The sequence below is a fragment of the Gillisella taibaishanensis genome (genome assembly GCF_001938985.1).
Lineage (GTDB): Bacteria > Pseudomonadota > Alphaproteobacteria > Rhizobiales > Rhizobiaceae > Allorhizobium > Allorhizobium taibaishanense.
On record NZ_MKIN01000026.1, the window covers coordinates 111,131 to 125,861 of the forward strand.

A 14,731-nucleotide genomic window follows, 5' to 3' on the forward strand; every position below is an offset into this window, starting at 1 on the left:
CGAGGGGGAGACACAGGGGATTGCTCTGGCGACAACCATCTTTGCCAACTTCCCGAGCGGCATTTCGTACCGCGAATCGATCGCATTAACTGACAGAACGTCCGCTTCGGAACTACGCGAGGGACGTCAGGGCTTCGGCTCACCGCAGACGGCTGTGGCCTACAAAGGAGCTAAAGAGGAATGGTGGTGCAAAATCTGCGGCCGGGCACCGCCGAGTTCCAAGACAAAGGTAAATCTCGCTTCGATTTCCTTAATTTGCTTTCCTTCAGGCACCCGGAACATATAGTACCCAACGGCAAGCGCTCCTGCGTCTGGCAGGGAAGAAATCTTACTGCACAAAAATTCGACCGAGGCCTGTCCTTTGAAATAGCTTCGGATTTGCTCTCGGCCTTGGTATAGCAAAGCACTCGAGGTACCATGCAAGGATGCATGCTGCGCATACAGCAGTGCCAGTTGGTCGAATTCATGCGCGTTAAAGAGCTCGCGCCATGACTCCATGACAGCCCATGCAGCAAGTTCGAGCATTGACGTGCTCATGTCTTTAATCCCGGTTTTTCTGCTTCGTTTTCAAGATTACCGATACCGGCAGAGCCGTATGCAAATTTGCCGCCATGGCATCTGCCTCCATGAAGGCCACGTAAAAAGAGGCCCCGCAATCAGTTGCGGGGCCAAAGCTCTGTCCATCGCTTGGGAGGAGCGCTTCGTAAATGAGGACAGAGGACATTGTGACCTTTGCTTGGGAACGGCGTGCTCGCTGTGTTGATGGCGCGCAAAATCTGCAGAATATCGCCGCTCACGTGGTGCCAGCGATAGCCTTGGCAGCCCTGTAGGCGAACACGATCCCCGGACCAATCGTAATGCCTGCCCCTGGGTAGAGACCCCGCATCAGCGACGTCGCGTCATTACCGCAAGCATAGAGCCCCTCGATAGGCGAGCCTTCGCCATTCAAAACGCGCCCGTTCGTGTCCGTCGCAAGGCCGGTTGCGGTCCCGAGCGTCGCCGGCACGATACGGAGCGCGACGAACGGGCTCTTGCGGATAGGACCGAGATTAGGGTTTGGCTTTCCAATGGACGGGTCTCCAAGCATGCGGTTGAAAGCGGACTCACCACGGTGAAAATACGGATCAACGCCGCTCTTTGAATGGATGTTGTGCTCCGCCACGGTCTTGTCCAACTCTGACGGATCGACTCCAATCTTCCGCGCAAGGTCGGCGATCGTTGCTGCGACCTGGATGTAATTGACGCGCTCATATGATCTCGTTCCGAGTGTCCAGGGCCACGGAAGGAGATGACCCATGCCTCGCTTCTTCAGGAACTCGTAATCGCAAATGAAATAGAATCGTTTGTCCTGCGGGTATCCGTTCTGGAACATCGCAAGGCAGATGTCGTGATAGGAATTGGACTCGTTGACGAAACGGCGAGCGTTCGGCCCGATCGCAATGACGCCAGGCCGCCCGCGATCTAACCACCCATATGGAACCGTTTGGGTTTTTCCTTTCTTGCCATGCAACAAGGAAACAGGCGTCCAAAAGCCAGCGCTGGCGACATTGTTGTCGATGGCGCCGCCCAGCTCCGTCGCGAGCGTAATACCGTCGCCGGTCGCGTCCGGGTGTGCGAGCGTATCATCGTGCTGGTGCGTGCCACTCAATGCAGCGCGCAACTTCGCATCGCGCGCAAATCCGCCCGTCGCCAGGACAACACCACGCTCCGCTTTGATGCGCAGCTCGCGGCCATCGCGCCGAAGAACGACGCCAACGACACGGCCGTTATCACAAACCAAGCGTACTAACGGTGCATTCGTCCAAATATCGACCTTGCGCTTACGAAGACTTGTGATGAACCTTGCAATGAGCGCATTGCCGCCGCTCAGCTCAGTACCGCGCCGATAGCTCAGGCGGTCCTTTGCATAGCGGCCGACACGACGGAGCACATGCCGCATCGCGTCCGCTGATTTGAGCGGATTGAGGAATTTTCCGACCTCGCCGGAGGAAATCATCATGCCGCCGAGAACCACTCGAATAGGATCTCCGACCAGGTCAAAATCCTTGCCAAGCTGACGCCCATCGTAAGGAGCTGGACTAAGCGCCCTCCCTGAATCGACACCGCCTACTTGGCTCGAGTGGTAATCGGGGGCCGACGCGAGCGTGAACTTCACGTCCGTCCCCTTCTCTATTTCCATAAGCGCATTGGGACCGTCGATCAGATATGCGTCGGCGAAATCTTCACGGTAGTAGTTTCCAAGCTCGTTCTTGAGATAGGTTCGGGCGTTTTCAATGCTGTCCTTGACCTTCGCGGCCACTGCTTGCGGCGAACACGGAACCCAGATCATCCCGTTCGAGAGTGCGGTGGTTCCCCCCAATTTCGGCGATTTCTCGCAGACGAGGACCTTCAGGTTGGACTGAGCGGCGAACAAGGCGGCCGACAGGCCAGCTGCGCCGCTTCCGACACAAACGACGTCATAAGCCGCGTCCCATGCAGGTTTGACGGACTGTTGGGGAGAAAATGGGGTGACAACTTCAGACATGGCAAACTCTCGTAAAACGGAAACTGGTGGCGCTCTAGGTCACGAGCGGGGAGACATGGGCACCGCCTTGAAGGCCTTTGCGACTGCCTGTACCGCCCTCTCGATCGGTATGCGCTCGATCGACGAGGCTCCGACAAAGCCGACGCAGTCCGTTGACCGATAGACCTCCGCGGTATCCTCCGGATCGGCAATGGCGCCGCCGTGAGCAAGCAGGATGACATCCGGCCGAACCGCCTTCGCCGCGTCATTGATCTTGTTGATTTTTGCTATTGCTTCCTTGATGGCCTGGCCTTCCTCGTGGCCAGCAAGCCCGCCACGCGTTGCCCCGACATGCGGTACGATGCAGTCAGCCCCCGCCTCGGCCATCGCAACGGCGTCGTCCGCAGAGGCGACGTACGCCAGTGAGAAGATGTTTGTCTTACTTGCGAGAGCGATCATCTGCACTTCGCGGTCAAAGCCCAGGCCGACGCGACCGCGACGGTCACGCCATTTGTCACCCATTGTCGAGATCGTGGGGTAGTTGATCACACCAGAGTAGCCGGCCGCCCAGAATTTATCGAGGAGCTGGTCGAGGTCGAGGCGCACCGGGTCCCATGCTTCGATGCCGCCTATCACGGGAATATCCGACACGACATTGCGGATTTCCGCTGCCATTTCGATCGTACGGGCGTTGGAATCGCCAATGCGACTGGTCGGGAGCCCCATGAGCCGCGACAGACCGGTGCTATAGACGACGAGCATATCGGCTCCGCCGAGAGCGGCGCATTTGGCAACGAGGCCACAACTGCTGCCTGCTGCAAGGATCGGATTTCCTTGCGCGGTCTGCTCGCGGATCGCAGCCAAAATTTCCGAACGCTCAAACATTTTCATGGGAGACAACCTCTTCTTCGATGTTTTGAAGGATCCAGCTGACCGCGACCGCCGCGAATGCTGGGTCGTTGATGTGACAGGCAATTTCCTGGACGATGACCGAAGGAGGCAGCGTGCTTCGCAGCCCCGTCAGCCAGGCTGCGTTTGCCTCGGGATCGTAAAAGACCGCACCTTCCCGATCATAGTCGGAGACCCCTTCAGAGGGCCAAAGGACATAAGAAGCACCTTTTGCCGCAGCAAGCTTCATCCCGGTACGGCGACCGATCTCGAAGGTCTCCTCCGGCGTTGTCCGCATCAGTGTGGTGTATGGCGTATGGGAATAGAATGTCCGTCCGGAAAACCGCTCCGGCACACTGGAGGGAATACCGAAATTCACCATGTCGACAGCGCCCGGCGCGATCAACTCCGGAATACCTCGACGGCCCGCAGCGGTAAGGCGATCCTGCCCAGCACTTGCTGTGCCTCCAATGAGATCGTCTGCGAGTTCCGTCGTCGTCAGGTCGAGAACGGCATCGAATTCACCTGCATCGACCAAGGCTTCCATCTTCCGGCCACCAGAGCCGTTCGCGGGGAAGACGATCGCTTCAATGTCCTTCTCGGATAGAAGACGCACGCACTGATTTACCGCTGGCGTCGTTACCCCGAATGCCGTGATCGCGACTATTTTTCGCCGGGTTTGGCCCTGCGGCTTGTAATGCATGGCCGCGATCGCATCGGCAGCGTTTGCGAGGATCCGCCCCGTGAAGCCATTGACACCGAAAAGATCGACGAGGGTCGGATAAAGCAGTATGTCGCTTTTGGCCGCAAGTTCGGCGAGCAATGCCGGCCGTGCGCTTGATACTAGGAGCTTTGGAAAACCGAAGGGAAGATCAGCGATCACTTCGCTATACACACCGCTGCCCTTCCCGCCGGCAATGCCTATGATCGCTGAAATGCGACCCTCTGTAAGCAGCGCATTGACCGAGCCGCGAGTGCGTCGGCCGATATCGGCAAGCAACGCCGCCGGGTCCGCCGACCTGGTCGCAGCGACGCTGGATGTGCCGACATCGACCAACACAACGCCCCTGCCGCTGGCGCGTATGATATCCGCCACGTAAGATACTTCCGCCTGTTTGGTATCCATGGTTGCGACGATCGCAACCGCGTCCTGTTCGAGCTTTTCCTGGCTCACGACGCTTTCCTCCGTTGGCGCTGAGTGGGCGCCTTCCGGCATACGCTTTTCATAACCGCCCTCCCTTGTGCACGCTCATGCTTTGAGCGATTTTGAGCCAGTTTTAGAGGAGAGGGTCGCGCTGCCAAATCGCGCGCGAGACGGGAGTTGGGTAAAAATGGGTACGTGGACGATTGTTGATCACGTCGAGGGGCGCTTGGAGAGGACTTCGGGCACCCGCGAAGCTGACGTGCATGTCTTCGCACCATCGCTCCGCTCCTTGCCGGCAGGCTATCCACTGGTCATGGCGACGCTGCCTCTCGTCGATTGGAATGCGGAATTGGTCAATGCGCTCGGCGATGTAACATCAGCAAGAGGAAAGCGCTGCTACGCGGCAGTCTTGATGGTCGATCCCTTCACTCTCTGGGAAGACCTCACCGATTTACTCAAGAAAAAGGGCTTCGCCGGCGTTGTTAATTTCCCGCCAGCATCACTTGTGGAAGGGGTTCAATCGGCCGAATCTAGCGGCGCTACCAACACGCTCGAAATCGATCGCATGAAGTGGTTCCATGACACTGGGCTAGGGATTGTACACGCTGCATCGTCCAAGAAGGAGATGGCCGATGTCAGTAATCGCTTGGCAGACCTCCTGGACGGGATGATCTATTTCCCTCCCGAAGCTCTCTCGCGGCGTGTCGCTGCACGGATGGACCTGGAGCCCATCGCCGAGGCCGGCTTCTTCCCGGCTACTGTTTGGTCGCTGAAGCCAGCGTCGGCTTCCCTAGCCGAAGAGGCAGTTTGATACGGCACCGTGACTAATTCAGAATCTTGAGCTTCCGGATCTTGTTGTACAGGGTTTTGCGCGAAAGGCCGAGCGCCAGTGCCGTCTTGCCGCGATGCAGCTTGTTGCGTCGTAGCGCTTCGATGATCCACTCGCGTTCGGAGAGACCTGCCGCTTCCTTCGAGACGGCCCTGGTACCGACGATCGGCTGCAGACGATCCGCTGTGATTTGAAGGTTCGACGGCAATGTGGCCAACTGCTCGACGACATGCCTTAGCTCTCGAACATTTCCTGGCCAGGAATGGCTGGCGAGCGCAAGGAAGGCTGAATTCTCAATCGCCAGAGGCACAGTTCCGGCATCTCCCTTCGTCTCCACGGTGAAGTGATGGATAAGCGCCGGGAGATCCTCAAGACGGTCCCTCAAAGGCGGCAGGTGGATTTCCAGCCCTGCAAAGGCAGCTCGCAGCCGTGGCGTCATCGGCAACGAGTCATCTGTGGCGCCTGCCAATACGGTGCAAGTGGCAATCACTTTTGCTTCCGAGCGTGTCGAGACGATGCCGTTGGCTGCGGTGAACGCACCGGTTTCCAGGAAGTCGGCCAGTTGTTCCTGACCCTCTTCAGAAAGATCGTTGAGGTGAAGAATGATGAGTGATGTATCCGTCGCGGTTTCCAATACCGAGATCCGACGCCGCGACTCCTTATCCGCCTCTAACCCAAAGAGGGTAATCGCATTCTGGTTTCCGGGAAATGGTCGGCAAGGAAAGACGACAGGCTTGCGATGCTTGTGCGCGCCCAGTGAATGGACAAGCGAGGCAACGCGCCGCTTGCCGGTGCCTGGTTCGCCAACAATGAGGACCGGGTTCGTACCACTCGCAAGACGCTTGGCGGCGTCGAGCGCACTGTTCATAGAAGCCGAGCGCGCGACGATGCCGTGTCGGTAACCGTTGAGCTGGAGTTGCCGTTCCAGAAGGTCTACTTTTTCGCGGAGCACATTGATGGTCTTGAAGCCGGAGGTCATCTCGAGGACAGACATCTCCAGGGGGACGCGGTCAAGTGATGAGCCGCCGATGAAACCTTGCGTGCCGGTTTCGCGGCAGACGTCCATCAGCTCCTCGGGCTTTGTGATCGGCCCGCCGCCGAGTAGGCAAACGACGTTGCGGTCAATTGCGTGAACTGTGCGGGCGATGTCGCGCGTGCGCGCAGCCAATTCCGCAAGGCCGATCGAGGAAGACGACAACCCCGTTTCCGCAGGGTTCAGATTGAAGTTCATGCTGATTGCTTCGACGCCCGCTTCGACCATCTGCCGGGCTTCAGCCTGCGTCCGCGTATAGGCGATCGTCATCAGGCCGCGTTCAGCCGCCTTGACTAGTAGCTCGACTTCACGGGCATATCCGAGCCCGCAAGTTTCAAGGACGCTCCGTCGGTGCTCGTCGAGATGAATGACGGAAGGGAAGTTCGTGACGCCTGAAAAGCCCCACCGTTTAAGCTTGTCCAGGAAGTCGTCGATATCAAGTCGGGGATCGAAGGTGCAGGCGCCGAAGAAAACCGGAAGCCGGGTGCTTCGCAGGATTTCTGAGCGGCCGAAGCTCGCGACGAAGGCGTTGCTGTCCCGTATGGGCAGAACCGAGGCGGGTGACGAGCCGCCCATGGCACGAAAGCGGCCGGCATTCAGCGCAAGCACGAAATCAGCGCCCGCGCGCTCGGCCGCGCGCGCTGTCATGCCAGAGCCGATTGCGGCCCCCAGCATGAACGAGCGGGAATTACTCAGAAACTGCCGGATCCCGGAAATGGTCGTATCGCCTCATGAATTTTGTGCTCCCGGCAGGATCATGCATCCGGAAGCGATAATCAACTCCAGCTTTTCGGTGCCTCCAGACGCGGTAAAGCCTTTCCCTGCGGAGTGAATACGTAGCAGTCGGACGCAGCCACCGCGAGCGAGACGCGCCCTCCTTTTCCGGAATGAAAGTGATCATTGGGCGAGCGGGCCACAACATGCTCTCCCAGCGCAGTCCCGTAGAGGTACGTGGCGCTACCCAGGTGTTCCACGAAATCGACATCGATCTCCACGATCAGTTCACCCGGGCGGCCGGATGGCGCTACGAAATCGTCGGGCCGAACCCCGAGCGTCAGCGTAGTTCCAAGTCCAACCGTCCCTGTTTGTACGGGAAGCCAGCCGGACAATCCGTCTTTGAGGCCAATTTCGGCGCGCCCGTCGTCCTTGGTCTTCAGCTTGCAGGGCAGGAAATTCATTCGCGGCGACCCAATGAAGCCTGCAACAAACTGTGTCGCCGGCGAATGGTAAAGATCGTGGGGGCTGCCTACCTGTTCGATGCGCCCGTCCTTGAGCACGACGATCTTGTCCGCCATCGTCATGGCCTCCACCTGATCGTGGGTGACATAGATCATAGTGTTGCCGAGCTGCCGATGGAGCTTGGCGATCTGAACGCGCATCTGGACCCGCAATTCGGTATCGAGGTTAGAAAGCGGTTCATCGAACAGGAACACCTTGGGCTCGCGAACGATCGCTCGACCTATTGCGACACGCTGCCTTTGGCCGCCGGAGAGTTGCTTCGGCTTGCGGTCGAGGAGGTGCTCTATCTGTAACAGGGCCGCCGCGTCACGTACTTTTGCAGTGATCTGGTCTTTGCCCAGTTTCGCCATGCGAAGCGGGAAGGCCAGATTGTCGCGAACGGTCAGATGCGGATAAAGCGCGTAGCTCTGGAACACCATGCCGAGATTGCGGTCAGCAGCATCGATCGAGTTGACGACTTTGTTGTCGATCTTCAAAGTTCCACCGGAGATTTTTTCCAAACCGCCGATCATGCGCAGCAGCGTCGATTTCCCTGAACCAGACGGCCCCACGAACACCACGAACTCGCCATGAGCGATGTCGAGATCGATATCGTGCAGAATACCCAGGGCGCCATAGGCCTTCCGGATTCCCTCAAGACGGACTTCAGCCATTTCTTCCTCCCATTGTCAGTTCCGCGCCTATCAGCGCGCCGATGGTATCTGCTTCAGACTGGATATGACGAAATCCGGCGCCTGCAACGTCGGATCGTTCACCGGTGGCACGCCGGTCGTCACGAGAACAGAGCACAGCCCGGCCCGTTTTCCTGCCTGGATGTCGGTCGGTATCTGGTCGCCGATCATCAGCGTCGATGCCCTGTCGGTCCCCAGTCGCGACAGTGCAGCCTCGATCATATGGACCTCCGGCTTGCCGACGATAATGGGCTTGACCCGGGCAGCGGTCGCAACCGCGGTGAGGATCGCCCCCGCACCGGGCTCGAAGCCGGTTGGTGTCGGGAGCAATAGATCCGGGTTGGTGCCCATTAGCTGAGCTCCCTTCAGTACGGCGTCGACAGCGATACGCAGCTTCTCGTGGGTGATTTCGCGATCAAGACCCATGATCACGACAGCCGGATTTTCATCGGTGATTTCGAGTTCTGCATCCGCGATCGCCTTTTTGAGGGATGGCGCGCCGATCACATAGATGCGCGTACCAGCAGGATGGCTCTGGCGGATCAACTGTGCCGCGGTCACCGCCGACGTAACGACATTGTCCTCCGTGATCTCCAGACCGAAGCTATTCAACTTGGCCACGACATCTCCGGCCGAATGGGTCGAGTTGTTGGTGACGAAGCAGTATGGGATTCCCGCGGCGCGCCAGTCCTGGAAGGTCTCGACCGCATCCTGAATGGCCGCCTTGCCGCGGTAGACAACGCCGTCGAGATCGGAGACGACACCTTCCACAAGCGGCCAGTCAAGGGCGTGTGCGATCTTAGCCATTCATCAACATCCCGCCGTTTACATGCACGATCTGCCCGGTGATGTAGGCCGAAGCCGGACTTGCGAGGAAGACAGCAATGCCGGCGATATCTTCAGGAGAGCCGACACGGCCAAGTGGGATACGCCCCGCGTGGCGCGCTTCCGTCTCTTCGCGCGGACGCCCATGCATCGGGGTGTCGATGATACCGGGCGCGACACCATTTACGTTGATGCCGAAGGGAGCACATTCGTAGGCAAGCAGCTTCGTCAGATCATGAACGACTGCCTTCGAAAAGCAGTAATCGGCTCCGCCCGCCTGATAGTTGAACACCGCACCTTGCGAAGAAAGCGAAGATCCGATGTTGACGATGCGGCCGCCACTCTCCTTCATGAAGCGGTGTACGACCAGCTTCGAGCAGAGGAGCACCGCCCCGGAATTGATTTCCATTGTGCGATCGATCTTCGCCTTGTCGCCTGACAGCAGGGACTCGGCCGATTTGATACCGGCATTGTTCACAAGTGCGTCCAAGCGTCCAAAGCGCTGGGCAACTGCATCCATGACGCGCTCGATGTCTTTTTCGCTGGTGACATCCATTGACATGGTGACGGCCTTCTCGCCGCCTTCCACCTTGGCAAGAGCGCGCTCCAGCGCGTCCTGATTTGCATCAGTGGCGATCACATTTGCGCCGTTTGACAGAAACGCGGCCACAATTGCTGCTCCAATTCCGCCCCCCGCCCCTGTCACGAGAACGGTGTTGCCTGGCGTCGAGAAAAGAGGGGATGTCATCGTATCTCCAATAAGGTTTTGTGATTGAGGAATTCGTCGACCTCAGCTGCGGTCGGCATCGATGGCTGGGCACCGCGTCGAGTGACGCAAAGTGCCGCAACCGCCATTGCCTGGCGGACGGCCTCGCGAACCGGGACACCTCTCGCGAGCGCTGCAGCAAATCCACCGTTGAAGGCATCGCCTGCCGCCGTGGTGTCAACGACGACGACCGGAAACGCCGGAACAACAAATGTCTGCGTCCCGTCAGCGTAGAAGGCTCCACGTTCGCCGAGGGTGATAAGTGCCGCCTTCGGCCCAAGCGCTAGCAAGGCTTTGGCAGCTTGAGCAGCGGCTTCCTGACTGTCGATTTCGATCCCGGTGAGCTCGTAGGCTTCAGACTCGTTCGGCGTGACGAAGTCGACCGCAGACCAGGCGGCACGCGACAGTCCTGCCCTGACAGGGGCGGGGTTGAATATGAGCCGAAACCCGAGTTGCTCTTTCAGAGAGAAGAGCTGTTCCAGTGCCGCAATAGGCAAGCCCATTTCCGCAACCACGATCGAATTTGGTTCGATGTGGGCCTTCGCCTCGTCGATCAGTTCGGGCGTGACGTTTGCGTTAGCGCCTGGGTCGATGACAATCATGTTGCCGCCATCATCGCCGACCATGACCAGCGCCGAACCCGACCCTTCCCCCTTTGCAATCTGAACGGCCTCTGTGATGACGCCCGCGCTCGTGAGAGAATGCATGAGAACGCGACCGGCTTCGTCGTCGCCGAGGCGAGTAAAGAGCTTGGGTTTAAGTCCCAGCCGTGCGGCGGCGACCGCCTGGTTCGCGCCCTTCCCGCCCGGATGTCGAACCAGCGATCCAATGAGGCTTTCGCCAGGCGTTGGCAGCCGTTCGACATTGAAGCAAAGATCGAGATTCGTCGTTCCAAAGAAAACTATGGGCGCTGATCTCATTTGACCGCTCCGAAGGTGAGGCCGCGCTCGAGATGACGTTGCCCAACAATAATCAGGATAACGGGGACGATCATCGTCACGACTAGGCCCGCCGCCATCACGGGATAGAACTGAACTCCAGGATTGAGCAACTTCAGAAGCGCAACCGTGACCGGCGCCTTCGTCGAACTCAGCATCAGACCGAGTGCAAAGTTGTGCCATGCAAGCAGGAAGACCAGCAGCGAGGCGCCGATCAGACCGGTCTTAAGGAGTGGCAAGACGATGTGAAGGAGGATACGCACCGGCTTTGCACCGTCGATGGCGGCTGCCTCTTCGATGTCTTTGGGAATATCCTCGACGTAGGAGCGGGCAAGCCAGACGATCATAGGCAACGTGATGACCTGGTACACCCAGATCATGCCGAGATAGGTGTCGTAGAGTCCCAAGGACTGGAACAGACTGAAGAGCGGGATGACCACGAGCAGGACTGGCGCGAAGCGGAAACCCAGAATGAAAAAGGCGATGTCTTCCTTGAAGGGGATCTCACGTCGAGCAAGCACGTATCCGGCCGGCACGCCTGCGATCAAAGAAACAACGACGGCTCCGAGTGCCACAATGACGCTGTTGATGATGGGGCTCAGGAAGTCGACCTTGATGGTCCCGTAGCTGGTCGCACCCGCTTGGGCGACGTCAAAGAGAACCCGGAAATTCTCTAGTGTCGGGGTGAAGATGAACGTTGGCGGCCAAGCCATGACCTCGCTCTGGTTCTTGAGCGACATCATCAGGATCCAGACAAGCGGGAATGCAAGGATGAAGACGCAGAGCAGGACTAGTGCATTGAGAATGACCGTCGTGACGGGCGAGCGTGTGAATTCCATTGTTCCCTCCCCTTAGTTCACTCGGCGGCGGACAGCCTGCCAGGCTTTGACCGTCAGGAACGCGCCGATCAAAACAATGAGCCAGTTGACGACCATCAAGGCAGCGCCTCGACCAAAGGTCATGTTCTGAAATGCGGTGATGTAGCCTTGGACCGAAAGCGCCGCCGTGGCGTTGCCTGGACCACCTTGCGTCGTCCCGAAAATGATGTCGAACTGATTGAAGGACTCGATCAGGCGGAAGACGGCGGCGATCAGACAATAAGGAGCAACAAGTGGCAACTCGATCCGCCAGAATGTGGACCAGCCTTTTGCTCCATTGATGCGAGCCGCCTCACGGATGTCGTCTGTGATACCTTGAAGCCCTGCGAAGATGATGAGCGCGAAGAATGGTGTGTAGGTCCATACGTCGATCAGGATCACCGATATCAATGCAGTTGCTGGGTTTGAAATCCATGCAAACGGCCCAAGGCCAACAAGGGAGAGCAGATAGTTCAAGACACCGCTTTGCGGGTTCATCATCGTCGTCCACATGAGGGCAACACTCATTGGTGGAAGAACAAGCGGCAGCAGAATGATTGGCCTCAGCCAGCGTGCGAGCGATACCCCGGATGCAAAGAGCTTTGCGATCGCCAGGCCCAGGAACGCCTGCAGCAATACCGCCGACAGGGCATAGGTCACCGTCACCCTGACGTTGTTCCAGAAGTCGGCGGTATTCATCAGCGCAGCGTAGTTCGCAAAGCCCACGAAACGTACGATCGGTCGGCCAAGACGGAGGTCAGTCAGTGACTGAAAAACGCCGTAGAAGAACAGAAGCAAGAAGCCCAACAGGATCAGAACGGCTGGAGCGATTACGACCAGGCTGAACCAGTCGATCTGCTGGGCAGCTTGGCTTTCGGATTTTCCGGTCAGTTGCGCTTTTTCGGGAGCGCTGGTTCGGACAGCCATTGCCGTCTCCGAAACATGAGGTGTCATTGTGGTCTCCATCCGGGTAACGGAAGGCGGCAGCCGCAAGCTGCCGCCCTCTTGGCTTAAAGTCCGGCGCGAATTTCCTCAGCCAGCGACTTCAGCGTCGTTTCCACGTCGTCACCATTGACCATTTTCTGCATAGCGACCGCCCATGCATTCATCGCCTCGCCGAAGCCAACACGCGCGGTAAAGGCCAGTGCGGCGCGATCCTGCGTCGTCTTGAAGCTCTCGACGAAATTGTTGAATTCGGGTTTGGAGGCGTAGTCGAGCCATGCTTTGTCGTTCCACGTCGAAGTCCGCGGCGGGTTAACCAGCTTGCCAGAGACGGCACCGGCGAGCACGGTTTCCTTCGATGTCGCCCACTGGATGAACAACCAGGCGGCGCCCTTCTTCTGCGACGCAGAATTCATCGCCAGCGACCAAATCCAGATGTTGGATTCAAAGTTCTTGGCATTCGGCGCATGGAGAGGGGGAGCAAAAGCAATCTTTCCGGACGCTGGCTGACCGGCAACATCGTTCCAGAAGCCGAACATATTGGAGTCGATCGCCATGGCAGTGCGGCCGGATGAAACCCCGTCGACGACTTGGTACCAGTTGTCATTGGCGAAGGAGGGGGCGGCGCACTTCTTGATCATATCCACATAGTCTTTGTGAAAAGCGATCGATTCGGGCGAGTCCAGGCCGGTGTCCAGCTTGCCGTCCTTCATGACGAAGTCCTTGACGCCGTACGAGCTTGCAATTGAAATCGCGGCAGTATGAATGCTGCTCCAGAACCGCACGCCGCGAACGCCGAGCGGCGTGATTGAAGAATCGGCGGCCTTCAGCTTCTCGCAGGCCGCAGCCATCTCCGGTGGAGTGGTCGGCAAGGCGATCTTATATTTGTCAAGGATGTCCTTGCGGTAGAACAGCTGGATATTCTCGAATGCATGCGGGATGGCCCAAACGTTGCCGCCCTCACCGGGTGCAATCTGGCCATCTTCCAACTTCCACGTCAGCGCTTTGCGGAGTGAAGGGAAAAAGTCGTCATAGTCGTAGCTGGCGTCGGTCAGCTTCGGATCGTTCAGATACTTATCGAGGGGCTCGAGCGAACCACCCGGAGCGAAGTCCCAGGCGGGCTGAATACCGGTTCCGACGACGTCCCATGCTGGAGATTTCGTCGTCAGTTGGAGCGTCAACTTGTTCCAGTAGGAATCGTCGGGGTAGAGCTCCGGTACAACCTTGATACCGGTCAGCTTTTCGAACTCCGGCAGTTTCGCGGCCAAGGCGTCGGCATAGGGATGAATGTCGTAGGCCCAGGTGATCGTAGTTCCTTCGAACTGGCGCCAGTTGACGTTGTCAGCCGCAGTGGCGGACGAAACGACCCCTGTCGCCGCCATCGTTGCGGATGCGATTACAAAGCCTTTTGCAGCGCGTATCGCACTGCTACGAAAAACGCTCAATAAATAACTCATTCTCTCCTCCCGCGGCACTCAGCCTGATTGATCTTGGCTTGCCCTCTCCATTCCCGGGTTTGCCAACTCTACGAATAGCCAAGGAAACAAGGGGCACAAACGAGAGCCGCCAGAGATTTGAGTAAAAATGGGTAAACCGGTGAACCATACCGTCGGGCTTTGTAGTTACCGGCCAGCCAGAGCGGAGTTCATTTTGTTTGGATAGGAGGTGCTTCCCTCGGGGCCATTTGATCGGTGATTTCATCTTGAAGCTTTGGACCGCTGGCGAAACGCCTCCCGAGGGCCTCGATAAACTTCTCATAGCGCTGGGCCCCGCTCGCTCGAGCAATCACTTGCTCGTTCTCCGGCAGAGAAACAGTTGAGTTCAACCAGGACCGGACGAATAGGGCCAACGTCTCGCTTATGATCTCCAGATCTCGCTCCAGGCGCTGGAGATTGCGGTCAATTCGATTAAGGCGTTTGACGACGGCCGCCTCCTTTCTTTCATCCGCATCCGGCGAGAGGAAGGACGCTATGGCGGCCTCGGCGATCAATGAAGCCGATTGCTCGCGTCGATTTGCAAAGTCCGCAAGCCGCCGTTTCAGATCGGGCTCCAGATATACGGACAGACGCTGCTTCTTTTCCGGGGTTGCCACCATC

At 58.1% G+C, this 14,731-nt stretch carries 14 protein-coding genes; 1 reads left to right on the forward strand and 13 read right to left on the reverse strand.

The window, feature by feature from the left end:
• Positions 1 to 159: 159 nt before the first annotated feature.
• From BJF91_RS21255 to BJF91_RS21275, 4 genes are all read right to left on the reverse strand, one after another.
• Positions 160 to 537 carry a nuclear transport factor 2 family protein gene (locus BJF91_RS21255; RefSeq protein ID WP_075616549.1) on the reverse strand — a complete coding sequence of 126 codons (378 nt, stop codon included), beginning with the start codon at positions 535 to 537 and terminating at the stop codon, positions 160 to 162.
• Positions 538 to 793: 256 nt separating this feature from the next.
• Positions 794 to 2,524, reverse strand: a complete 1,731-nt coding sequence (locus BJF91_RS21265; RefSeq protein WP_075616551.1) for an FAD-dependent oxidoreductase — start codon at positions 2,522 to 2,524, stop codon at positions 794 to 796.
• A gap of 39 nt (positions 2,525 to 2,563) precedes the next feature.
• Positions 2,564 to 3,394: a phosphoenolpyruvate hydrolase family protein gene (locus BJF91_RS21270; RefSeq protein ID WP_075616552.1), complete on the reverse strand. Its 831-nt coding sequence runs from the start codon at positions 3,392 to 3,394 to the stop codon at positions 2,564 to 2,566.
• Positions 3,381 to 4,565, reverse strand: coding sequence for a Tm-1-like ATP-binding domain-containing protein (locus BJF91_RS21275; RefSeq protein WP_234801691.1), 1,185 nt, complete (start codon positions 4,563 to 4,565; stop codon positions 3,381 to 3,383). Before BJF91_RS21275 ends, BJF91_RS21270 begins: the two co-directional genes overlap by 14 nt.
• Positions 4,566 to 4,722: 157 nt before the next feature.
• Between BJF91_RS21275 and BJF91_RS21280 the strand changes: the two genes are divergently transcribed.
• Positions 4,723 to 5,346, forward strand: coding sequence for a phosphoenolpyruvate hydrolase family protein (locus BJF91_RS21280; protein ID WP_075616553.1), 624 nt, complete (start codon positions 4,723 to 4,725; stop codon positions 5,344 to 5,346).
• Positions 5,347 to 5,359: 13 nt separating this feature from the next.
• Here BJF91_RS21280 and BJF91_RS21285 read toward each other — a convergent pair whose 3' ends face one another.
• The 9 genes from BJF91_RS21285 to BJF91_RS21325 all read right to left on the reverse strand — a co-directional run bounded on the left by BJF91_RS21285 (position 5,360) and on the right by BJF91_RS21325 (position 14,730).
• Positions 5,360 to 7,114 (reverse strand): phosphoenolpyruvate hydrolase family protein, encoded by a 1,755-nt coding sequence (locus tag BJF91_RS21285; RefSeq protein ID WP_075616554.1) that lies wholly within the window; start codon positions 7,112 to 7,114, stop codon positions 5,360 to 5,362.
• A gap of 59 nt (positions 7,115 to 7,173) precedes the next feature.
• The gene (locus BJF91_RS21290) at positions 7,174 to 8,289 is read right to left on the reverse strand and encodes an ABC transporter ATP-binding protein (RefSeq protein ID WP_075616555.1); all 1,116 of its coding nucleotides are present in this window, start codon (positions 8,287 to 8,289) and stop codon (positions 7,174 to 7,176) included.
• Between the two features lie 30 nt (positions 8,290 to 8,319).
• Positions 8,320 to 9,114, reverse strand: a complete 795-nt coding sequence (locus tag BJF91_RS21295; protein WP_075616556.1) for an HAD-IIA family hydrolase — start codon at positions 9,112 to 9,114, stop codon at positions 8,320 to 8,322.
• Positions 9,107 to 9,880, reverse strand: a complete 774-nt coding sequence (locus BJF91_RS21300; protein ID WP_075616557.1) for an SDR family NAD(P)-dependent oxidoreductase — start codon at positions 9,878 to 9,880, stop codon at positions 9,107 to 9,109. Before BJF91_RS21300 ends, BJF91_RS21295 begins: the two co-directional genes overlap by 8 nt.
• Positions 9,877 to 10,818, reverse strand: a complete 942-nt coding sequence (locus tag BJF91_RS21305) for a ribokinase (RefSeq protein ID WP_075616558.1) — start codon at positions 10,816 to 10,818, stop codon at positions 9,877 to 9,879. The genes BJF91_RS21300 and BJF91_RS21305 overlap by 4 nt, the downstream gene beginning before the upstream one ends.
• Positions 10,815 to 11,675 carry a carbohydrate ABC transporter permease gene (locus tag BJF91_RS21310; RefSeq protein ID WP_075616559.1) on the reverse strand — a complete coding sequence of 287 codons (861 nt, stop codon included), beginning with the start codon at positions 11,673 to 11,675 and terminating at the stop codon, positions 10,815 to 10,817. The genes BJF91_RS21305 and BJF91_RS21310 overlap by 4 nt, the downstream gene beginning before the upstream one ends.
• Before the next feature lie 12 nt (positions 11,676 to 11,687).
• Positions 11,688 to 12,647, reverse strand: a complete 960-nt coding sequence (locus BJF91_RS21315) for a carbohydrate ABC transporter permease (RefSeq protein WP_075616560.1) — start codon at positions 12,645 to 12,647, stop codon at positions 11,688 to 11,690.
• 56 nt (positions 12,648 to 12,703) lie between these two features.
• Entirely contained in the window at positions 12,704 to 14,092 is a 1,389-nt protein-coding gene (locus BJF91_RS21320) for an ABC transporter substrate-binding protein (protein WP_083943427.1), read from the reverse strand.
• Positions 14,093 to 14,280: 188 nt separating this feature from the next.
• Positions 14,281 to 14,730: a CopG family transcriptional regulator gene (locus tag BJF91_RS21325; protein ID WP_184412907.1), complete on the reverse strand. Its 450-nt coding sequence runs from the start codon at positions 14,728 to 14,730 to the stop codon at positions 14,281 to 14,283.
• Position 14,731: the final 1 nt, after the last annotated feature.